The following is a 21,487-nucleotide window of genomic DNA, read 5'->3' as shown; positions in this document are numbered from 1 at the left end:
AGCCCGATCCGCTCGCCGGACCCCGCATCGTTCAGGACCCCATGTCACCTCGCGCCCTCACTCCGCTGCAGCCGTCCGTCACGCCCCCGCAGCAGATCCGCAACTTCTGCATCATCGCCCACATCGATCACGGCAAGTCGACCCTGGCCGACCGGATGCTCCAGATCACCGGCGTGGTGTCGGACCGCGACATGCGCGCCCAGTACCTGGACCGCATGGACATCGAGCGCGAGCGCGGCATCACGATCAAGAGCCAGGCCGTCCGCATGCCGTGGCAGATCGACGGCGAGACGTTCGCGCTGAACATGATCGACACGCCGGGGCACGTCGACTTCACGTACGAGGTGTCCCGCTCGCTCGCGGCGTGCGAGGGCGCCATCCTCCTGGTCGACGCGGCGCAGGGCATCGAGGCGCAGACGCTCGCCAACCTGTACCTCGCGCTCGAGAACGACCTCACGATCATCCCGGTGCTCAACAAGATCGACCTCCCCGCCGCCGAGCCGGAGAAGTACGCGAAGGAGCTGGCCGATCTCATCGGCGGCAGCCCCGATGACGTGCTGCGCGTCTCGGGGAAGACGGGTGCGGGCGTCGAGGACCTGCTGGACCGCCTCGTGCAGGAGATCCCGGCTCCCGTCGGCGACGCGGAAGCCCCGGCCCGCGCCATGATCTTCGACTCCGTGTACGACGCCTATCGCGGCGTCGTCACCTACGTGCGCATGGTGGACGGCAAGCTCACGCCGCGCGAGCGGATCCAGATGATGTCGACGGGCGCCAACCACGAGCTGCTCGAGATCGGCGTCTCCAGCCCGGAGCCCGTGCCCGGCAAGGGCCTCGGCGTCGGCGAAGTGGGCTACCTCATCACGGGCGTGAAGGACGTGCGCCAGTCAAAGGTCGGCGACACGATCACGACCGCGCGCAAGCCGGCGACCGACGCCCTGGCCGGCTACACCGACCCGAAGCCCATGGTGTTCAGCGGCATCTACCCGATCGACGGCAGCGATTACGCCGAGCTGCGCGAGGCGCTCGACAAGCTCAAGCTCTCCGATGCGTCGCTGCAGTACGAGCCGGAGACCTCGGTCGCGCTCGGCTTCGGCTTCCGCTGCGGATTCCTGGGCCTGCTGCACCTGGAGATCATCACGGAGCGCCTCTCCCGCGAGTTCGGGCTCGACCTCATCACGACCGCGCCGAGCGTGATCTACGAGGTCCTCACCTCCGACACGGGGGAGACGGTCACCGTCACGAACCCCAGCGAGTACCCGGACGGTCGGATCGGATCCGTCTCCGAGCCCATGGTGAAGGCGGCCATCCTGCTGCCCAAGGACTACGTCGGCACCGTCATGGAGCTCTGCCAGTCCCGCCGCGGATCGCTGCTCGGCATGGAGTACTTCTCCGAGGAGCGCGTCGAGCTGCGCTACAACATCCCGCTCGGCGAGATCGTGTTCGACTTCTTCGATCAGCTGAAGTCCAAGACGCAGGGCTACGCCTCGCTCGACTACGAGCCGGCGGGCTCGCAGGAAGCCGATCTCGTGAAGGTCGACATCCTGCTGCAGGGCGAGAAGGTCGACGCGTTCAGCTCGATCGTGCACCGCGACAAGGCGTACGCCTACGGCACGATGATGGCCGAGCGGCTGCGCAAGCTCATCCCTCGCCAGCAGTTCGAGGTGCCGATCCAGGCCGCGATCGGCGCGCGCATCATCGCCCGCGAGACGATCCGCGCCATCCGCAAGGACGTGCTCGCCAAGTGCTACGGCGGCGACATCACCCGCAAGCGCAAGCTCCTCGAGAAGCAGAAGGAGGGCAAGAAGCGCATGAAGATGGTCGGTCGCGTCGAGGTCCCCCAGGAGGCGTTCATCGCCGCGCTCTCGGGAGACGTCGAGGGCAAGGACAAGAAGTAGGCCGCAGGCCTCAACCGCCGGCGACGGCACGGCGGAGCTCCCCGACCAGGGCGTTCCTCGTGTCCGCGGGGATGCGCTCGGACGCGACCATCGTCAGCGGGAGCGGCGCGGGAGCCGGCAGGTCGAGCTCGCGGAGCTGCGACTCGGTCCGATGGAAGGCCGGCAGCGCCGTGATCCCCGCGCCGGAGCGCACGGCCGCGAGCACGCTGGACAGGTCGAGGCACTCGCGCACGACCGTGCGTCGCGCGCCCGCCGGAGCGGCGAGGATCGCGTCGCGCAGAGTGCACGGCGGCGAGAAGACGACGAGTCCGGCGTCGGCGGCGGCTCCCGCGGCCCCGAACCAGGCGAGCCGCACCGGACCGATGTCGATGCGGCCGGGCCCGAGGTCGCCGTAGCCGAGCACGACGTCGGCCGTGTGCGCGCGGACGAAGCGGCGCAGGCTGTCGGTGCGGTGGAACCGGAACCGGACCCTCCGCTCGGGGTGGCGTTCGGTGAGGACCCGCGTGACCGTCTGCAGGATCGAGGCGTTGGCCATGTCGGTCGACGCGACCACGATGTCCTCTCCTGACGTCCCGACGATCCGGTCGAGGGCCTCGTCGTGCAGCGCGACGATGCGGTGCGCGTCACGCACGAGCGACTCCCCGGCGACGGTGAACGCGATGCTGCGCCCGCGGCGCTCGACGAGCGGCAGGCCGAGAGCGGCTTCGAGACGGCGCAGGTGGGCCGAGACCGTGGGCTGGGAGAGGTGCAGCGCTGCCGCGGCCCGGCCGACGCCCGCGAAGGCGGCGACGGCGATGAGACTGCGCAGCTCGGCGATCTCCATGCTGCTCATGGATCCATCCTGCGTCACCGCGACCACGCCTGCGTCTATCCATCAGGATTCGTGATGAGATGCACGGGCCTCGGCGGCGAGCGACGAATCTGGCGGCATGACCAGAACGACCGTCGCCGTCTCCGCGTGCACCATGGTCGCGCTCTACGCGACGAACTATGCGCTGACTTCCCTCGCCCTGCGCACGATGAGCCCGTTCCTGCTGCTCCTGCTGCGATTCGCCCTCTCCGTGCTCGTGCTGCTCGTAGTGTGCGCCGTGCTCCGCACGCCGATTCCGCGCGGACGTCTCCTGGCGATCGCTGCGGGCGCCGGTCTGCTGTCGCAGGGCGGACAGTTCGTCGGCACCTACTGGGCGCTCGGGCACGGCGTGGGCGCGGGTTTCACGGCGCTCGTCATCGCGATGAACCTGGTCGTCACGGCGTTGCTGTCGCGGCTGATCCTGCGCCGGCGCGCCTCGCGCAGGGCTCTGGCGTCGACCGCGCTCGGCGCGGCGGCGGTGATCATCGCCTGCCTGCCGACCGTGCTCGAGGATCCGCGGATCGGTCCCGTCATCCTCGCCGTGGGCGGATCGCTCCTGGCGGTCTCGCTCGGAGCCCTCTGGCAGGGACGGTCGCTGGGCCAGGTCCATCCCGCGATGTTCACCCTGATCGGCGTCGTCGTCTCCGCGCCGGTCGCGGGCGCTCTGGCGCTGACGGAACCCGCGCGTCCGCCGGCGGGCCTCGCGTCCTGGATGCTGCTCGGCGGGATCGTCGCGATCGGCCTGGGCGGCACCGTGCTCTATTCGGCTCTCGTGCGCGCGGTCGGCGCCGATGCCGCGTCGATCCTGTTCAGCGTCATCCCCGCGGCCACGGCCGTCGCGGCGTTGATCGTGCTGGGGGAGCCGCTCTCCGTGGCGGGCGTGATCGGGCTGGCGCTCGGGGCCTCGGCGTCGGTGCTGCGACTCGGTGACGACCGCCCGCCCTCGGCCGATCCGAGCGCCCTCGAGGCGGAGGAAGGCTCGCGCGCGCCCGCGCGAGCAGCATCCCAGCCTTAGGGGAACCTGGATGAGTCCTTCGGGCTCGGCCAGTAGTCTGGTTGTCATGCGTCGCGGGACATTCCGAGAAGGAACGGTGGACTATGCCGCCGTGGGGGCGACCCACGCGCCCGACCTGATGCAGTATCCGCCGGAGCGCAGCGTGCCCGCGGAGGAGTCGTGGCGGCTCGGCAGCGGCGAGGAGCGGTTCCGCACCGCCGGCGACGCCCTGCTCTCCTGGACGGCGCAGCGTGCGGCGGGTCTCCAGCTCACGGACGTGCGTCCGGCCTCGAGTCCCGGCTACGCCGGGGTCAGCTTCGACGCGGAGGGCGCTCCGATCGCCCCGAGTCACACCGAGGTCGAGCCTCGCTACGACGAGGACGGGACGCCCTGGGCGGGACCGGGGATGACGCTGAAACTGCACGGCAGGGTCTCCGGCATGCGCGCGGACGCCGAGCTGCGGGTGATCTCGGTCACCGAGCAGACGCACCGGATCGGCTTCGTGCTGGGCACCGTGGCCGGATCCGTGGTGAGCGGCGAGGAATCGTTCGACATCGAGTGGAACGACGCCGACGAGGTGTGGTTCACCGTGCGCGCCTTCGACCGCCCCAACAGCTTCCTGTACCGGACCCTCCCGTATCTGGTGAAGCGCCGCCGTCGGGAGCTCTTCGCCCGGTATCTGCGCGCGATCTCCCCGCTGTACGCGACGCCCGTCTGATGGTCTCGTCCTGATGGCCGGCCCCCTGCCGCTCGGGGATCCGGCTCCCGCGGACGGCCGGCTGCCCGCCGATCTGCGGATCGACCCGGATGCCGCGTTCTCCGCATACCTGCACGTGCCGTTCTGCCGGGTGCGCTGCGGATACTGCGACTTCAACACCTACACCGCGTCCGAGCTGCGCGGGGCGCGCCAGGACGCGTACGCCGACACGCTGATCCAGGAGATCGCGCTCGCTCGCGAGGTGCTCGCCGAGCGCGGTCCGCTGCGCCCACTGAGCACGGTGTTCTTCGGCGGCGGCACGCCCACGCTGCTGCCGGCGGGCGACCTCGGCCGTATGCTCGGCGCCGCGATCGACGCGTTCGGCATCGCCGATGGCGCCGAGGTGACCGTCGAGGCCAACCCCGACACGGTGACGCCCGAGGTCGCCGAGGAGCTCGCGGCGGCCGGCGTGACCCGGATGTCGATCGGCATGCAGTCCGCGGTGCCGCACGTGCTCGCCGCGCTCGACCGCACGCACCGGCCGGAGAACGTGCGCACCGCCGTCGAGGCGGCCCGTGCCGCCGGACTCGCGGTCAGCGTCGACCTCATCTACGGCGCGCCGGGGGAGTCGCTCGAGGACTGGCGCTCCTCGCTGACGACCGCGATCGGGCTGGATCCGGACCACATCTCGGCCTATGCGCTGATCATCGAGGACGGCACCAAGCTCGCCCGCCAGATCCGCCGCGGCGAAGTGCCCGCTCCCGATGACGACCTGCAGGCGGACATGTACGAGCTCGCCGACGGCCTGCTGGGCGAGGCGGGCTTCGACTGGTACGAGGTGAGCAACTGGGCGCGCCGGCCCGCGGCGCACGGCGGCGCCGACCAGCGCTCCCGGCACAACATGGCCTACTGGCGGGGCACGGACTGGTGGGGCTTCGGGCCCGGAGCCCACAGCCATGTCGGAGGTCTGCGCTGGTGGAACGTGAAGCATCCCGCCGCGTACGCGCAGCGGCTCGCGGCGGGGGAGTCGCCGGCCGCGGCCACGGAGCGCCCCGACGCCGAGGCCGCGCAGCTCGAGCGGATCCTGCTGCGCTCCCGGATGGCGGAGGGGATGCCACTCGACGCGATCGCGGCCGACGCGCGCACCAGGGTCGCGGGCCTCATCGCGGACGGCCTGGTCGACCCCGGCGCCGCCCTGCGCGGCATGCTCGTGCTCACGCTGCGCGGACGGCTGCTCGCCGATGCCGTGGTGCGTGCCCTGACCGACTGAGTGCGGCGCGCCGCCGTCAGCCCTTCTCGGCCGGGAGCAGATCCACCACGGCCGTGCGCCGCTGCGGTCCGACGACGGGGCCCGCGGCGGCGCCGTCGAACAGGGCGGCCGTGCGCTGCGCATCGAACGCCGGCCAGCCGGGATCCCCGTCGCGGATGAAGCGCACCCAGGCGTCGTGCATCGCGGCGGCGAGCGCCTGCGGCGGAGCGGCCCCCGCGATCTTCGCGCTCTCCGGATCGTGGAGGCGGTCGAACACGAACGGGATCTCGAGGGCATGCGCCGCGCGCAGATCGCGCACGGGGCTGGGCCAGGAGAACTCGTACAGGAAGGTCGGGGCGGGGCGGGTGCGGGCGGCCCTCGTGGCCGGGGCGCGCAGCAGGAGATCCGTGGCGAGTTGACCGAACACCTCTCCGGTGCTCGCGCCGGGATGCTCGGCGCGCACGGCTCTGGCGGCCGCCGCGGGGATCCGCAGCGCGAGTCGCGCGAGCAGGAGCTTCGACGGCCGGATGCCCCGCACCGCCTCCGGGGGGAACCAGAGCCGGTACTCGTCGGTGTTGGTGCCGATCAGGAGCGGCATGTCGGCGTCGGCGAGCGCCTCGTGCGGTGATTGCGGCAGCGACGCGGGATCCCGCACGAGCTGGAAGCCGGGGGCTCCGCCGAGCGGGGAGGAGCCGGCGGACTGGGCGCGTCGCGCCTCGAGCAGGGCGTCCGGTGCGAGCGCCGCGAACGCCTCCCGCGTGGCCGCGACTCCGAGCCGCTTCGCGAGCTGGCGGGTCACGCGTCCGCCGCGCTCGGGGGACTGCGCCTCGAGCGGCCCGGACTGCACGATGCCGCCGCGCACCAGCGCCCTCGTGTCCGGTCGCGACAGCAGTGCGGCGACGAGCGCTCCGCCGGCGGACTCGCCCATGAGGGTGATCCGACCCGGATCGCCGCCGAACGCCGCGATCTCGTCGCGCACCCAGCGCAGGGCCGCCGCGACGTCCTGGAGGCCCAGGTTGCGCGGCGCGTCCGCCAGCACGGAGAAGCCCTCGGAACCCAGACGGTAGTTGACGCTGACGAACACCACGCCGTCCCGCGCGAACTCGGTGCCGTCGTACATCGACAGCGCCGCCGTGCCGCGCTCCAGGGCGCCGCCGTGGATCCACAGCACCACCGGGGCGCCGTCCGCGCCCGACGGAGACCAGACGTTGGCCGTGAGGATGTCCTCTCCCGCGATGCGGAGGCTGCCGAGTATCTCCGCGGTCGCACCGGCATACGGCAGCTGCGGCGCGGTCGGGCCGAACGTCGCGGCATCGCGCGGTGCGGACCAGGCATCGGCGGGCCGAGGCGAACGGAAGCGGTCTTCTCCGAAGGGCGGCGCCGCGTACGGCACGCCGAGATACCGGTCGATGCCGTCGCTGCGCCGGCCGATCAGCTCGCCGAAGGAGATCCTGGTGCGCACGAGGTCCTGGTCCATGGCCACATCCTAGGGACAGCCGCATCCTCGGCATGTCCGGTCCCCGGTGCTGCGGATCCCCGACATGTCCGGCCCATGAGCCTGTCGAAGGGCCCGGCAGGATAGGATTGGCACTCAGGATGCACGAGTGCCAACGGCGAGGAGGAGCGATGGTCTCAGAACGCGGACTCCAGGTGCTCCGCGCCATCGTCGAGGACTACGTCGAGACGAATGAGCCGGTCGGCAGCAAGTCGATCGTGGAGCGGCACGCGTTCGGCGTGTCCGCCGCGACGATCCGCAACGACATGGCCCAGCTCGAGGACGAGGACCTCATCGCGGCGCCGCACACCTCCTCCGGGCGGGTGCCGACCGACAAGGGCTATCGCGTGTTCGTCGACCATCTCGCGCAGGTGCGGCCGCTCTCGGCGGCCCAGCGCAGCGCGATCACGGCCTTCCTCGCGGATCCCGCCGACCTCGACGACCTCATGGTGCGCACCGTGCGCGTGCTCACGCGGCTCACGGGACAGGTCGCTCTCGCGCAGTACCCGTCTTTCGCCCGGGCGCACATCACGCACGTCGAGCTCGTCGCCCTCGCCCCGAACCGGCTGCTGATCGTGCTCGTCACCGATGCGGGCGGCGTCTCGCAGCGGATCGTGCCGCTGCCGGTCGAGCTGGACGACGCCGAGCTGGGGCTGCTCCGCGCGGTCATCACCGAGCTGCTGACCGGCCGCTCGGTGCGCCGCGGCGCGGAGCGCGTGGAGGCGGCGGCGGACACGTCGTACGGCCCTCGGATCGACGCCGCCCGCGCCGCCGTGCTGCGCGCCGTGGCGGAGGAGCTCGCGGAGTTCCGCCAGGAGCGCCTGGTGATGGCGGGGGCGGCGACCCTCGCCCGCCGCGAGCACGACTTCCGCGGCAGCATCCATCCCCTCCTCGAGGCGATCGAGGAGCAGGTGACGCTGCTGCGGCTGATGAGCGAGATGCGCGTCGACGAGCACGGGCTCGCCGCGAGCATCGGCACGGAGAACGCCGCCTTCGGCCTCGGCGAGGCATCGATCGTGGCGAGCGACTACCTGACGCACGGCGGCACCGCACGCGTGGGCGTGATGGGGCCGACCCGGATGGACTACCCGAGCAATCTCGCGGCGGCGCGGGCCGTGGCCCGCTACCTGTCGAGGCTGCTCGAAGAGGACGAGTCCGGCCGCTGAGCGGCCGCAGAACACACGCGCCGCCGCCCGGCGGCCCGGAAAGGCGATGGTGACGGATCACTACGAGGTCCTCGGCGTCTCGCGCGATGCGAGCGAGGATGAGATCAAGAAGGCGTATCGGCGGCTCGCACGTCAGCTGCACCCCGATGTGAACCCCAGTGAGGATGCGGCGGAGCGATTCAAGCTCGTCACGCACGCCTACGACGTGCTGAGCGATGCCGACTCGCGGCGCCGCTACGACATGGGCGGCGACCAGAACGGCAACGGCGGCTTCGGAGGGTTCGGCGGCTTCGGCGACATCTTCGAGACCTTCTTCGGCGGAGGAGGGGCGCGCTCCGCCCGTCCGCGCTCGCGCCGGGAGCGCGGACAGGACGCCCTCGTGCGCGTGACGCTCGAACTCGGCGACGTCGTGTTCGGCGTGCACCGCGACATCGAGGTGGACACGGCCGTGCTCTGCGAGACGTGCCAGGGATCCTGCTGCCAGGAGGGCACCTCGCCCGTCACCTGCGACATCTGCGGCGGCTCCGGCCACGTCCAGCAGCAGGTGCGCAGCCTGCTCGGCAACGTCATCACGACCGCTCCCTGCGGATCCTGCGAGGGGTTCGGCACGACGATCCCGTTCCCGTGCCAGACCTGCAACGGCCAGGGGCGGGTGCGTTCGCGCCGCACGGTCGGGCTCGACATCCCGGCCGGCGTCGAGACCGGCCTGCGCCTGCAGCTGCCCGGATCCGGCGAGGTCGGCCGCGCCGGCGGTCCGAACGGCGACCTGTACGTCGAGGTGACCGTCGCCCCGCACGCCCGGTTCAGTCGCGACGGCGACGACCTGCTCGCGACCCTCGAGGTCGCGATGAGCGATGCCATCCTCGGCGCCACGACGACGATCGAGTCCCTGGACGGATCCGTGGACCTGGAGATCCGCCAGGGCCTGCAGTCGGGCGACGTGCTGACGATCAAGGGCCGCGGCATCACGCCGCTGCGCGGAAGCCAGCGCGGTGACCTGCGCGTGGGCGTGCAGGTGCTCACCCCGACCAAGCTCGATCACAAGGAGCGCCAGCTCATCGAGGACTTCGCCAAGCGCACCAAGGCGCCGGCGCCGAAGCTCGCCGAGTTCCACCAGGGGCTGTTCTCCAAGCTGCGCGACCGCTTCCGGGGCTGATCCGCGATGGCCCTGCACTTCGTGACGCCCGATGCGACGGCGGCGGCGGCCGGATCCCTCGTCGCCCTCACCGGCGCCGAGGCCAAGCACGCGGCCGTCGTGCGGCGGGTCCGGATCGGCGAGCCGATCACGCTCGGCGACGGCGCCGGCACCTGGCTCGAGGGCGAGGTCGCCTCGGCGGCTCCCGCCCTCGTCGAGGTGCGCATCCTCTCCCGCCGGGAGGACCCCCGTCCCGATCCTCGGATCCTGCTCGTCCAGGCGCTCGCGAAGGGCGACCGCGACGAGCTCGCGGTGCAGGCGGCGTGCGAGCTCGGCGTCGATGAGATCGTGCCGTGGCAGGCCGCGCGCAGCGTCTCCCGATGGGACGGCGCCAAGGCGGCGAAGGGCCGCGAACGCTGGGCGACCATCGTGCGGGAGGCCGCCAAGCAGGCGCACCGCTCGTGGATCCCCGAGGTCGCCGCGGTCGAGACGACAGGAGACCTGGCGCGCCGTGCGGTGACGCAGCGCGTGCTGATCCTGGATCCGACGGCACCCGGGGCGCTGTCCGCCCTGATCCCGGACGAGCGCGACCTCGTGCTGGTCGTCGGACCCGAGGGCGGTATCGCGCCCGAGGAGATCGAACGGCTGGTCGCCGCCGGCGCGGAGCGCGTCCTGCTGGGCGACACCGTGCTGCGCACCTCGACCGCGGGCCCCGCTGCGATCGCCGTGCTGAACGTGGCGCGCGGGCGCTGGTAGTCCGCCACCGCGCCGCACCGCGCCGATAGACTGGGCTCATGAGCGAACCCTCGATCTTCACGCGTATCCTGAACGGGGAGATCCCCGGCGAGATCCTGCTGGAGACCGACGAGGTCTTCGCGATCCGCGACATCAACCCGCAGGCGCCGCTGCACGTGCTCGTGATCCCCAAGTCCGAGCGGTTCCGCGACGTCACCGAACTCGCCGCGGGCGATCCGGGGCTCATGGCGAAGATGGTCGCCGCGGCCAAGGAGATCGCCGTCGAGCACGCGAACGGCGAGTACCGTCTGATCTTCAACAACGGCGCGAGCGTCGCGCAGTCCGTCTTCCACGTGCACGCTCACGTGCTCGGCAATCTCGAGGAGAACAAGCTCGTTGGCTTCTGACGACAGGGCGGAGTCGATGACCTCGGCCCGCATCGAGGTGGACGGGGTCGCGATGGTGCAGCTGCTCGGCCCCCAGGACCGGCTGCTGCGCATGCTCGAGAAGGAGCATCCCGCGGTCGATGTGATGGTGCGCGGCAACGAGGTCACCCTGACTGGTGAGCCCGCGGCCGTGCGCTCGGCGCAGAAGCTCGTGGACGAGCTCATCGAGCTGACGCGCTCCGGGCATGCGCTCGCACCCAGCGATGTCGCGCAGTCCGCGCGCATGCTGGAGCGCGAGGGGGTGCGCCCGAGCGAGGTGCTCGGCGAGGCGATCCTGTCCACGCGCGGACGGGTGATCCGGCCGAAGACGCTCGGCCAGAAGGAATACGTCGACGCGATCGACGAGAACACGATCGTCTTCGGCATCGGCCCCGCCGGCACCGGCAAGACCTATCTCGCGATGGCGAAGGCCGTGCAGGCGCTGCAGCGCAAGGAGGTCGAGCGGATCATCCTGACGCGGCCGGCCGTCGAGGCGGGGGAGCGGCTCGGGTTCCTGCCCGGAACCCTCACCGACAAGATCGATCCCTATCTGCGCCCGCTCTACGACGCGCTGAACGAGATGATGGATCCGGAGATCGTGCCCCGCCTGATGGCGAGCGGCACGATCGAGGTCGCCCCTCTCGCGTACATGCGCGGCCGCACGCTGAACGACTCCTTCGTCGTGCTCGACGAGGCGCAGAACACCACGCCGGAGCAGATGAAGATGTTCCTCACCCGGCTCGGGTTCGGCACGCGCATGGTCGTCACGGGCGACATCACGCAGGTCGATCTGCCGCAGGGCGCCTCCGGCCTGCGCGTGGTGACCCGGGTGCTGAAGGACATCGACGACATCCACTTCTCGCGGCTCACGAGCGACGACGTCGTGCGCCACTCGCTGGTCGGCCGCATCGTGGACGCGTACACCGAGTACGACGAGCAGCGCGTCGCGGCGCGCACGGAGCGCGAGCACGCCGCCGAGTTCGCCAACCGCGCCGAGCGCCGCGCGGGGCAGCAGCGCCCCGGCCCCAGAGACCGCATGCCGAAACGAGGCCTGAAGTGATCGAGATCAACAACGAGTCGGCCATCGCGATCGACGAGACGGTGCTGCTGCGCCTCACGGAGCGCAACCTCGGACAGCTGAACGTCAGCGCGGATGCGGACGTCGCCATCGTGCTCGTCGACGAGGGCGCCATGGAGGCGCTGCACGTGCAGTGGATGGACGAGCCCGGCCCCACCGACGTGCTGAGCTTCCCCATGGACGAGCTCCGTCCGGGCACGATCGACCGTCCGACCCCGCCGGGGCTGCTCGGCGACATCGTGCTGTGCCCCCAGGTCGCCGAGACCCAGGCGGCCGCGGCGAAGCACACGCTCATGGACGAGCTGATCCTGCTCACCACGCATGGGCTGCTGCACCTGCTCGGCTTCGACCACGCCGAGCCCGAGGACGAGAAGGAGATGTTCGGCCTGCAGCGCGAGCTCATCGCCGGCTTCGCCTCGGACGAGCGCTCCCAGGGTCGATGACTCCATTCCTGCTGCTCGCGGGCGCGATCCTGCTGGTCGCCTTCGGCGGGCTCATGGCCGCGATCGACGCGGCCCTCTCCGTGACCTCCCGCGCGGATCTCGAGGAGATGGCCGCCGAGGGGCGCAATGCGCCCGCCCTCGCCAGGATCGCCGCGGATCCGGAACCGCATGCGAACGCGGTCGCCTTCATGCGCGTGTTCGTGGAGACCGCGGCGGCGGTGCTCGTGACGGTCGCCCTCGTGCTGCTCTTCGACGATCAGATCTGGTGGGCGATGCTCGCCGCCGCGGTGATCATGACCGGCATCACCTTCGTCCTCGTCGGGGCGAGCCCCCGCTCCTTCGGCCGCCAGCACGCCGACGCGATGCTGCGGGCCTGCGCCCCCACGATCCGCGCGGTACGGGTCATCCTCGGGCCGATCGCGCAGGGCCTCGCCGTCTTCGGCAGCCGGGTCACGCCGGGAGCGGGACGCAGCACGTTCGCGACCGAGACGCAGCTGCTCAGCATGGTGGACGAGGCGGCCTCGCATGATCTCATCGAGGCCGACGACCGCGAGCTGATCCACTCCGTGTTCGACTTCACGGACCAGTTCGTGCGCGCGGTCATGGTGCCGCGCACCGACATGGTCACGGTGGACGCCACCGCGACGACCTCCGAGGCGATGGACCTGTTCCTCGCCAGGGGCGTCTCGCGCATCCCCGTCGTCGACGACGAGGCCGATGACGTCGTCGGCGTGCTCTACCTCAAGGATCTCGTGCAGTTCGCCTACCGGGACGACCGCAGCTGGCGGGCCGCCTCGGTGCGCCGGCTCGCCCGCCCTGCGGTGTTCGTGCCGGAGTCCATGCGTGCGGAGACCCTCCTGCAGCAGATGAAGCGCGAGGCCGTGCACGTGTGCATCGTGATCGACGAGCACGGCGGCATCGCGGGACTCGTCACGATGGAGGATCTCATTGAGGAGCTCGTCGGCGAGATCTCCGACGAGTACGACCGGCCCGGATCCGAGGTCGTCGAGCTCGAGCCCGGCCACTACCGCGTGAGCGGGCGGATGAGCCTCGAGGACGTGGGCGAGCTGTTCGGCGTCGAGCTCGAGGACGACGACGTCGACTCGATCGGCGGGCTCCTGGGCAAGGAGCTCGGCCGCATCCCCACTCCCGGCGCGACGGCCGTCGTGCGCGGGCTGCTCCTCACCGGCGGCGCCTCGCGGGGCCGCGGGCGCGGCATCGAATACGTCTTCGTCGAGCGGGCCGAGGAGCCGCTCGCGGGGGATCAGAGCAAGGAGAACCACGATGAGCGATGAGCGCGACACCGAGAACCCGACCCCGCACCGCAGCGGGTTCGTGACCTTCGTGGGCCGGCCGAACGTCGGCAAGTCCACCCTCACCAACGCGCTGGTCGGCGAGAAGATCGCCATCACCAGCGAGAAGCCGCAGACCACGCGGCGTGCGATCCGCGGCATCGTGAACCGTCCGGACGGACAGCTCGTGATCGTCGACACCCCGGGGATCCACCGCCCGCGCACCCTGCTGGGCGAGCGCCTGAACGACCTCGTCGGGCAGGTGCTCGGCGACGTCGACGTGATCGGCTTCTGCGTGCCGGCCACCGAGAAGGTCGGCCCGGGGGACAAGCGCATCGCGGCTTCGCTGGACGGCTACCCGCGCGCGAAGAAGATCGCGATCGTGACCAAGGTCGACATCGCCGAGCGCGACGAGATCACCGAACGGCTGATGGAGGTCGACTCCCTGCGCGAGGACTGGGCAGCCGTGATCCCGCTCTCCGCGCTCACGCGGGTGCAGCTGGACGTGCTCGCGGACGAGGTGCTCTCCCTCATGCCGGAGGGCCCGTCGCTGTACGAGGACGACATCGTCACGGACGAGTCCACCGAGGACCGCATCGCCGAGATGATCCGCGAAGCGGCGCTCGAGGGCGTCCGCGACGAGCTGCCGCACTCGATCGCGGTCGTCGTCGACGACATCGCGCCGCGCGAGGACTCGGACCTGACCGACGTGCACGCCTCGATCGTCGTGGAGCGGGACAGCCAGAAGGCCATCATCATCGGACGCAAAGGCGCCAGGCTCCGCGAGGTCGGTGCGACCGCCCGCGCGGGCATCGAGGAGCTGCTCGGAACACGGGTGTTCCTGGGCCTGCACGTCAAGGTCGCCAAGGAATGGCAGCGCGACCCGAAGCAGCTCGGCCGGCTGGGGTTCTGACATGGGCGTCGCCGCGCAGCAGTGGATCGCCCCGGAATGGGGCGGTCCGGAGCGCTGGCGACTGGCCGACACGACGGCGCCGGATCCGGAGCGCGGCGAGGTCACGATCCGCGTGCGCGCCGCCGGGATGAACCCGGCCGACCGCAAGCACGTCGCCGCGCCCAGGGCGGGCGTCGCGCTGCCGGTGCCGATCGGCTACGAGGTGTCCGGCGAGATCCTCGCGATCGGACCCGGCACCAGCATCGGCTCCGGTGAGGCGCGGGTCGGCGACGAGGTCGTCGCCTTCCGCGTGCGGGGCGGCTATGCCACCGCGCTCACGATCCCCGCCGAGAAGGCGTTCCGCAAACCAGGGCCGCTCTCGCACGCCGAGGCGGCGAACCTGCTGCTCGCCGGGACCACGGCGGCGGAGATGCTGGATCGCGTGCACGCCGCCACCGGGGAGACGATCCTGCTGCACGGCGCTTCGGGCGCGGTCGGCGTCATGGTGCTGCAGCTGGCCGCCCTGCGCGGCATCCGCGTGATCGGGACGGCGAGCGCGGCCGGTGCGGAGCGCGTGCGCCGGTTCGGAGGGATCCCCGTGGCCTATGGCGACGGGCTCCTGGAACGGGTGCGTGCGGAGGGGCGCGGCGTGGATGCGGCGCTCGACGCGATCGGCACGGATGAGGCCGTCGACACGTCCCTCGCCCTCGTCGCCGATCGCTCCCGGATCGTGACGATCGCGGCGCCCGGTCGCGCCGCGGCGAACGGCTTCGGCGTCATCGCGGGCACGCAGCCCGCGAGCGCGGCCTTCCGCGACGGCATCCGCGGCGAGCTCGTGCGGCTCGCCGACGAGGGACGTCTTGTCGTGCCGCTGGCGCGCACCTATCCGCTCGCCGAGGCGGTCGAGGCCACCCGCTTCCTCGCCGAGGGGCATCCCGGCGGCAAGGTCGCGCTGATCCCCTGACGAGCGCGCGTGTCGCGCGGCGCCGGTCTCACCAGCCGCCGGAGGATCCGCCGCCGCCTCCGCCGCCGGAGAACCCGCCGCCGAAGGAACCGCTGGAACTGGACGACGTGCTCGGCGTGGGCGTCGGGCTGAGTGAGCTGTTCATCCCGCTGAGCGACCCCGCGAAGCTCGCGCCCGCGTAGCCGTAGTACCAGCCGGGCGTGACGTCGTCGCGCTCGTACTGCACGGCGAGGACCTGTCCCCATTCGCGCTCCAGGCCGAACAGCATCGCGTACGGCAGCAGCCGCTCGTAGAGCACGATGACGTCCGCCGTGCCGTCCGCGCGGCGTTCCGCGCCGCGGTAGGACTGCAGCATGCGGATGCGGTCGGCCTCGGCGAGCCGGATGTACTCGCGCACTCCGAGCAGGTACTCGCGCGTCTCCGCGCCCTGCGGCGTGAGCACGGCGCGGCGCGGCAGGGAGGCGAGGAGTGCGACGAGCGCGATCGCCGATGCGATGATCCCGACCACGAAGGTCGCGATCGCGGCGGGGCGGCCCACCGCCATGCCGGGAACCGCCAGCGCGATCGCGCCGAGGCCGGCGGCGAGTCCGATCGCGCTCAAGGCGACCGCGAGCATCGAACGCCGCCGGGTGAGCAGTCCGCGCTCGAACGCGGCGACATGGGCGGATCCGGAGAGCGCCTTGAGCCGGGCGACCAGGGCGTCGTTCGGGACCTCGAGATGCAGTGTCGTGCCGACGGGGGATCCGGGGAACAGCGCGTTCAACGCCTCCGCGTCCAGCGGGTCGGGTGCGAAGGAGGGGTCGAGAAGCTCGAGCACGGGCTTGCTCTCGCCGTCCGAGATGCGGATGACCTTGTGGACGGCGAGGTGCACCATCTCCGCGGAGTCCGCGACGGGCTTGCGCCCCTCGATCTCGGCGGCGAGGACGGGCGGGAGCGCGTCCGGCACGTCGTACTGGGCGACCACGATGCCGCGGCCGCTGCGGCGCCCGTTCCGGCGCAGCAGTCCGATGCCGAGGATCGGTCCTCCGATCGCGAGCAGCGCGGCGAGACCCGCGACCGGGTACGGCACCACGTCCGTCATCGGATCCGGCTGGCGCGCCGGCGCCTGCGCGAAGGTGCCCTCCTTCATCGGGAAGGCGACCGTGACGCCGGATCCGGCGGCGATGTCCACCTGCGTCACGGTGAATCCGCCGCCGCCGGGAGCGGGGGAGAGCGTGCAGGAGGTGGTGGCGCCGGCGGGACCGTAGTAGCAGGAGGGGGCGCCGATCATGGCGGCGTCGATGTCCGGGGCGAAGGAGAGCTCGGCGGAGAAGTGCGCGATCGGCTGTGCGGAGTTCAGCGGGAGCAGGTTCCAGTACCACTCGTCGATCGCCCGGTCGGTGGGTCGGTGCACGACGTCGCGCATCGTGTAGCGGATCACGTAGGTGGTGCGTCCGTGCGCGAAGGAATCGGGGTCGCCGATTTTCAGCTGACGCTCGCCGTCGTCGGTCTCGCCGTCGTCGTACGGCAGCGCCTTGCCCGCGCCGTCCGTGATCGACACGACGTGCAGGCCGAGCGGCGCCCCCTCGTACCAGGTAGGCAGGCCGCGCACGATGCCGTGGTTCTGGTCGAACTCGGGGAACTCGGCGACGAGAGTCTCGGTCACCGCCAGCGTCGCGCGCCCGTCGGCGTCGCGGCCGAGCTGGTACTGCGCATCCCAGGACGCGTAGGAGAAGTCGTTCGTGTCGGCGTGCGCGGCGGGGGCTGCGAGCAGCGGGGCCAGCACGAGGGCGAGGGCGCCGAGCAGGGCGAGCAGCCGGGCGCGCAGTCGAGCCGTCATGCCAGCCAGACTATCCGGCACGTCCGTCGCCGCGGGTTCCTGGGCGTCCTGCGTGGCGGCCCGAGTCGCCGTCCAGTCCCGAAGGGGATCAGTGCAGCGCGCTCGTCTCGATGATCGTCCGCAGCGTGGCCTCGTCGTTCGGGATCTCGGTCACGCGCTGCGGGGCGGCGAGCAGGGCCTGCAGCTCCTCCGAGAGCGGCAGCTCGATTCCGAGCGCCTCGGTGATCGTCTCGCCGAACTTCTCCGGCTTGGCGGTCTCGAGCACGAGCATCGGCACCCCGTCCTCCACGAACGAGTGCGCGACCTTCACGCCGTCGGCCGTGTGCGGGTCGATGATCGTGCCGCTCTGCTCGTGCACGGCGCGGATCGTGGCGAGCCGGTCCTCGTGCGTGCTGGTGCCGCTCACGATGCCGAACTCGTCGGCGAAGCGCGGCAGCTCCGCGGTGAAGTCGAAGGCGCCGGTGCGGGCGAGGTCGTCCCATGCCCGCGCGACGCGCTGCGGGTCGCGGCCGACGAGGTCGTAGATGAAGCGCTCCAGGTTCGAGGCCTTGGAGATGTCCATCGACGGGCTCGACGTCGCGAGCGTCTGCGCGGCGCTGCGGGGGCGGTAGACCCCGGTGCGGAAGAACTCGTCCAGCACGTTGTTCTCGTTCGCGGCGAGCACGAGCCGGCGGATCGGCAGCCCCATGCCCCGGGCGAAGAAGCCGGAGAGGATGTTGCCGAAGTTCCCGGACGGCACCGCGAAGGACACCGCGGAACCCTCGCGCTCGGCAGCGTCGAGGCCGTCGGTCGCGCGCAGCCATGCCCAGAAGTAGTAGACGACCTGCGCCGTGATCCGGGCGAGGTTGATCGAGTTGACCGCGCCGAGGTGCTGGGCGTTCTTGAAGTCGAGGTCGCCGGCGAGGTCCTTGACCAGGTTCTGGCAGTCGTCGAAGACGCCGTCGACAGCGATGTTGTGCACGTTCGCGTCCTGCAGCGAGTACATCTGCGCGCGCTGGAACGGGCTCATCCGCCCCTGCGGCGAGAGCATGAAGACGCTGATGCGGTCCTTGCCGCGGAGCGCGTGCTCAGCGGCGGACCCGGTGTCGCCCGAGGTCGCGCCCACGATGTTCAGCACTCCGCCGGTGCGCTCGAGCGCGTACTCGAGCGCCTGGCCGAGGAACTGCATCGCCATGTCCTTGAACGCCAGGGTCGGGCCCTCGGAGAGGCCGACGAGCGTGATCCCGCCGCCGATCGGCGTGAGCGGGACGGGTGTCGCGAAGACGGACGGGGAGTAGGCGGCCGTGCAGAGCGCTGCGAGGTCCTCGCGCGGGATGTCGGTGGCGAACAGGCCGAGCACCTCGGTCGCCAGCTGCGCGTAGTCGAGGGCGCGCCAGGACTCGAGGGTCGCCGCGTCGACCTGCGGCAGCTGCTCCGGGACGAGGAGGCCGCCGTCGACGGCGAGCCCCTCCAGGAGTGCTTCGCTGTAGGTCTTCGGCTCCCCGCCGCCGCGGGTGGAGATGTACTGCACGAGCTGCTCCTCGAAAGTCGGCCGTCTCGGATCCGGTCGTGGACGTGCGGATCCGCGTTCATCGATTCTCGCAGGTCCGTCACAGCCCCGAGGCCCGGATGACGCCGTGCTAGCATGGCGGCATGCGCGCAGGCGGTCTGCTTCTTCTTAGCTGCCGCGACGAGTCCCGTATCTGAGGGCCCCACTCGTCGCGGTGTTCGTGTTGGCCCGCTCCACACTTGAAGCGACGAGAAGAGCTACCCCTCATGATGAACAACCAGCGCCCCTCCGCGATGCCGGTCCACAAGTACCGGCCGTTCCACGAGCAGATCCGTGTCGATCTGCCCGATCGCACCTGGCCCTCCGCCCGCATCACGAAGGCGCCGCGCTGGTGCGCGGTCGACCTGCGCGACGGCAACCAGGCCCTCATCGACCCGATGTCGCCCGAGCGCAAGCGCGTCATGTTCGAGCTGCTCGTCGGCATGGGCTACAAGGAGATCGAGGTCGGCTTCCCGTCCGCGAGCCAGACCGACTTCGACTTCGTGCGTCAGCTCATCGAAGAGGACCTGATCCCGGATGACGTCACGATCCAGGTCCTGACGCAGTGCCGCGAGCACCTCATCGAGCGCACCTACGAGGCCATCGCCGGTGCCAAGCAGGCCATCGTGCACTTCTACAACTCCACGAGCGTGCTGCAGCGCGAGGTCGTCTTCCGCTCCGATCGGGAGGGCGTCAAGCAGATCGCGCTGGAGGGTGCGCGGCTGTGCCGCGAGTTCGAGAAGCGGATCCCCGACACCGAGGTCTACTACGAGTACTCGCCGGAGAGCTACACCGGCACCGAACTCGAGTACGCGGTCGAGGTCTGCAACGAGGTGCTGGAGATCCTGCAGCCGAGTCCCGGCCGCAAGGTCATCATCAACCTGCCTGCCACCGTCGAGATGGCGACCCCCAACGTCTACGCCGACTCGATCGAGTGGATGAGCCGTCACCTGAACCACCGCGAGAACGTGATCCTCTCGCTGCACCCGCACAACGACCGCGGCACCGCGATCGCGGCGGCGGAGCTGGGCTACATGGCCGGAGCGGATCGCATCGAGGGATGCCTGTTCGGCAACGGCGAGCGCACCGGCAACGTCGACCTCGTCGCGCTCGGCATCAACCTGTTCACGCAGGGGATCGACCCCGAGATCGACTTCAGCGACATCGACCAGGTCAAGCGCACGGCCGAGTACTGCAACCAGCTACCCGTGCCGGAGCGGAGCCCCTGGGCCGGCGATCTGGTCTTCACCGCGTTCAGCGGGTCGCATCAGGACGCGATCAAGAAGGGCTTCGAGGCGATGGCCGCGAAGGCCGAGGAGCAGGGCGTCACGGTCGACGAGATCGAGTGGGGCGTGCCCTACCTGCCGGTCGACCCCAAGGACCTGGGCCGCTCCTATGAGGCCGTCATCCGGGTCAACTCGCAGTCCGGCAAGGGCGGCGTCGCGTACCTGCTGAAGACGGACCATGCCCTCGACCTGCCGCGCAAGCTCCAGATCGAGTTCTCCGGGGTCGTGCAGAGCAAGACCGACGCCGAGGGCGGCGAGGTCACGAGCGAGCAGATCTGGGCGATCTTCAACGACGAGTACCTGCCGGCCTCGGCCGACGATGCCAAGTGGGGTCGGTTCGAGCTGCTCGGCACGCGCACGAACAGCGACATGTCCGGTGACGTCACGCTCGACGTCGTGCTGCGCGACGACGAGGAGCGCGTCGAGGCCGAGGGGCGCGGGAACGGTCCGGTCGCGGCGTTCATCGAGGTGCTGCGTGAGCGCGGCTTCGAGATCTCGCTCTACGACTACGTCGAGCACACGCTCTCGACCGGCGGCGACGCTCAGGCCGCGGCCTACGTCGAGCTGCAGGTCGGCGACCAGCGGCTGTGGGGCGTCGGGATCGACGGCGACATCTCGACGGCGTCGCTCAAGGCGATCGTCTCCTGCGTGAACCGGTCGATCCGTGCCAGGGCCGCCGCCGACGTGGACCTCGTCACGGCCTGAGCCCTCTCCCGCTTCTCCGCACCGTCACCCCGTGTGCGGAGGATTCGTCCGCGGCGCAACCGTCCGCGTGACTGCGCCTGCGCCCCGAGTCCGGCAGAACCTGCCGGACGAGGGGCGCAGACGTGTTTCAGGGGCGGATGATCGGGATCATCCCGGTCTCGGCGGCGACGCGCCGGCGGTAGAGCGCGCGCTGCTCCGGCAGCGAAAGGTCGAACACCACGGCCAGCACGCGGATGATCGCGGTCACGACGATGCCGATGATCGCGGCCGGCACGATGCCCATTCCGAGCGCGTGCGCGATCACGATGAAGGCGCAGCCCGCGCCGGCGGCGACCGCGTACAGGGATCCGACGTGCATGATCGAAACCGGCAGCCCCATGAGCATGTCACGGAGAACGCCTCCGCCGGCGGCCGCGCAGACGCCGATGAACACCGCGGGCACTTCCGGAAGGCCGAACGCGATCGCCTTGCTCGTGCCGAAGGCGCCGAACATGCCGATCACCACGGCGTCGAGGCCGACGACCACGGCGTTCAGGCGCTGGAAGAGGCCCGCGAGCAGCATGCCCACGAGCGCGGCGCCTCCGGCGGTGAGGAGGTACCAGTTGCTGTGCAGCGAGGCGGGCGGCTGTCCGAGCAGGATGTCGCGGATGAGGCCTCCGCCCATGCCGATCATGATCCCGATGATGGCGACGCCGAGCAGGTCGAGGCGGCGTTCGCCCCGGAAGCCGCTCGCGAACATGGCGCCCTGCACGCCGCCCAGGCCCACGCCCAGCAGATCGGCCCACAGCGGGATGGTGAAGGTCGGTTCGGTCACAGCTCTATTGTCCCCGGGAGTGGGA

At 71.1% G+C, this 21,487-nt stretch carries 19 protein-coding genes; 14 read left to right on the top strand and 5 right to left on the bottom strand.

Going from position 1 to position 21,487, the window contains the following annotated elements; genetic code table 11:
- The first annotated feature begins 41 nt into the window (after nucleotides 1-41).
- A complete protein-coding gene (lepA, locus tag ACIPY5_RS02835) occupies nucleotides 42-1,895 on the top strand; it encodes a translation elongation factor 4 (RefSeq protein WP_309338999.1) in 1,854 nt (617 codons plus the stop codon).
- 10 nt (nucleotides 1,896-1,905) lie between these two features.
- On the opposite strand, the gene ACIPY5_RS02830 is transcribed toward lepA, so the two are convergent.
- The gene (locus ACIPY5_RS02830; RefSeq protein WP_400966421.1) at nucleotides 1,906-2,727 is read right to left on the bottom strand and encodes a LysR family transcriptional regulator; all 822 of its coding nucleotides are present in this window, start codon (nucleotides 2,725-2,727) and stop codon (nucleotides 1,906-1,908) included.
- Between the two features lie 97 nt (nucleotides 2,728-2,824).
- Here ACIPY5_RS02830 and ACIPY5_RS02825 point away from each other — a divergent pair, with 97 nt between their 5' ends.
- From ACIPY5_RS02825 to hemW, 3 genes are read left to right on the top strand one after another with little or no spacing between them, the layout of a single operon-like run.
- Nucleotides 2,825-3,760 (top strand): DMT family transporter, encoded by a 936-nt coding sequence (locus ACIPY5_RS02825; protein ID WP_400966418.1) that lies wholly within the window; start codon nucleotides 2,825-2,827, stop codon nucleotides 3,758-3,760.
- Between the two features lie 46 nt (nucleotides 3,761-3,806).
- Nucleotides 3,807-4,457: a DUF1990 family protein gene (locus ACIPY5_RS02820; protein WP_309338992.1), complete on the top strand. Its 651-nt coding sequence runs from the start codon at nucleotides 3,807-3,809 to the stop codon at nucleotides 4,455-4,457.
- 13 nt (nucleotides 4,458-4,470) lie between these two features.
- Nucleotides 4,471-5,706, top strand: a complete 1,236-nt coding sequence (hemW, locus tag ACIPY5_RS02815; protein WP_400966414.1) for a radical SAM family heme chaperone HemW — start codon at nucleotides 4,471-4,473, stop codon at nucleotides 5,704-5,706.
- Between the two features lie 16 nt (nucleotides 5,707-5,722).
- On the opposite strand, the gene ACIPY5_RS02810 is transcribed toward hemW, so the two are convergent.
- Nucleotides 5,723-7,162 carry a carboxylesterase/lipase family protein gene (locus tag ACIPY5_RS02810; protein ID WP_400966410.1) on the bottom strand — a complete coding sequence of 480 codons (1,440 nt, stop codon included), beginning with the start codon at nucleotides 7,160-7,162 and terminating at the stop codon, nucleotides 5,723-5,725.
- A 149-nt stretch (nucleotides 7,163-7,311) separates the two neighbouring features.
- Between ACIPY5_RS02810 and hrcA the strand changes: the two genes are divergently transcribed.
- From hrcA to ACIPY5_RS02765, 9 genes are read left to right on the top strand one after another with little or no spacing between them, the layout of a single operon-like run.
- Complete coding sequence (gene hrcA, locus ACIPY5_RS02805; protein WP_400966407.1) at nucleotides 7,312-8,346, top strand: heat-inducible transcriptional repressor HrcA; 1,035 nt, start codon at nucleotides 7,312-7,314, stop codon at nucleotides 8,344-8,346.
- 49 nt (nucleotides 8,347-8,395) lie between these two features.
- Nucleotides 8,396-9,502: a molecular chaperone DnaJ gene (gene dnaJ, locus ACIPY5_RS02800; protein ID WP_400968451.1), complete on the top strand. Its 1,107-nt coding sequence runs from the start codon at nucleotides 8,396-8,398 to the stop codon at nucleotides 9,500-9,502.
- Between the two features lie 6 nt (nucleotides 9,503-9,508).
- Nucleotides 9,509-10,237 (top strand): 16S rRNA (uracil(1498)-N(3))-methyltransferase, encoded by a 729-nt coding sequence (locus ACIPY5_RS02795; protein ID WP_400966405.1) that lies wholly within the window; start codon nucleotides 9,509-9,511, stop codon nucleotides 10,235-10,237.
- 38 nt (nucleotides 10,238-10,275) lie between these two features.
- The gene (locus ACIPY5_RS02790; protein ID WP_309338979.1) at nucleotides 10,276-10,623 is read left to right on the top strand and encodes an HIT domain-containing protein; all 348 of its coding nucleotides are present in this window, start codon (nucleotides 10,276-10,278) and stop codon (nucleotides 10,621-10,623) included.
- A gap of 16 nt (nucleotides 10,624-10,639) precedes the next feature.
- Nucleotides 10,640-11,701, top strand: coding sequence for a PhoH family protein (locus ACIPY5_RS02785; RefSeq protein WP_309338977.1), 1,062 nt, complete (start codon nucleotides 10,640-10,642; stop codon nucleotides 11,699-11,701).
- On the top strand, nucleotides 11,698-12,162 hold the full coding sequence (gene ybeY / locus ACIPY5_RS02780) for an rRNA maturation RNase YbeY (RefSeq protein ID WP_309338974.1): 465 nt from the start codon (nucleotides 11,698-11,700) through the stop codon (nucleotides 12,160-12,162). The genes ACIPY5_RS02785 and ybeY overlap by 4 nt, the downstream gene beginning before the upstream one ends.
- The gene (locus ACIPY5_RS02775) at nucleotides 12,159-13,457 is read left to right on the top strand and encodes a hemolysin family protein (RefSeq protein WP_400966400.1); all 1,299 of its coding nucleotides are present in this window, start codon (nucleotides 12,159-12,161) and stop codon (nucleotides 13,455-13,457) included. Before ybeY ends, ACIPY5_RS02775 begins: the two co-directional genes overlap by 4 nt.
- Nucleotides 13,447-14,367, top strand: a complete 921-nt coding sequence (gene era, locus ACIPY5_RS02770; protein WP_309338968.1) for a GTPase Era — start codon at nucleotides 13,447-13,449, stop codon at nucleotides 14,365-14,367. The genes ACIPY5_RS02775 and era overlap by 11 nt, the downstream gene beginning before the upstream one ends.
- Nucleotide 14,368: 1 nt before the next feature.
- On the top strand, nucleotides 14,369-15,310 hold the full coding sequence (locus ACIPY5_RS02765; protein WP_400966398.1) for an NADP-dependent oxidoreductase: 942 nt from the start codon (nucleotides 14,369-14,371) through the stop codon (nucleotides 15,308-15,310).
- A gap of 28 nt (nucleotides 15,311-15,338) precedes the next feature.
- Here the strand turns inward: ACIPY5_RS02765 and ACIPY5_RS02760 are convergent, their stop codons facing one another.
- Nucleotides 15,339-17,129: a DUF2207 family protein gene (locus tag ACIPY5_RS02760; protein WP_400966396.1), complete on the bottom strand. Its 1,791-nt coding sequence runs from the start codon at nucleotides 17,127-17,129 to the stop codon at nucleotides 15,339-15,341.
- A gap of 88 nt (nucleotides 17,130-17,217) precedes the next feature.
- Nucleotides 17,218-18,639 (bottom strand): threonine synthase, encoded by a 1,422-nt coding sequence (gene thrC, locus ACIPY5_RS02755; protein WP_400966394.1) that lies wholly within the window; start codon nucleotides 18,637-18,639, stop codon nucleotides 17,218-17,220.
- 245 nt (nucleotides 18,640-18,884) lie between these two features.
- Between thrC and leuA the strand changes: the two genes are divergently transcribed.
- Nucleotides 18,885-20,648, top strand: a complete 1,764-nt coding sequence (gene leuA, locus ACIPY5_RS02750; RefSeq protein ID WP_400966391.1) for a 2-isopropylmalate synthase — start codon at nucleotides 18,885-18,887, stop codon at nucleotides 20,646-20,648.
- A gap of 127 nt (nucleotides 20,649-20,775) precedes the next feature.
- On the opposite strand, the gene ACIPY5_RS02745 is transcribed toward leuA, so the two are convergent.
- The gene (locus ACIPY5_RS02745) at nucleotides 20,776-21,462 is read right to left on the bottom strand and encodes a TRIC cation channel family protein (RefSeq protein WP_309340241.1); all 687 of its coding nucleotides are present in this window, start codon (nucleotides 21,460-21,462) and stop codon (nucleotides 20,776-20,778) included.
- Nucleotides 21,463-21,487: the final 25 nt, after the last annotated feature.

The organism is Microbacterium sp. NPDC089698, assembly GCF_044749045.1.
Taxonomy (GTDB): domain Bacteria; phylum Actinomycetota; class Actinomycetes; order Actinomycetales; family Microbacteriaceae; genus Microbacterium.
This window is presented reverse-complemented; position numbering and strand designations above follow the sequence as displayed.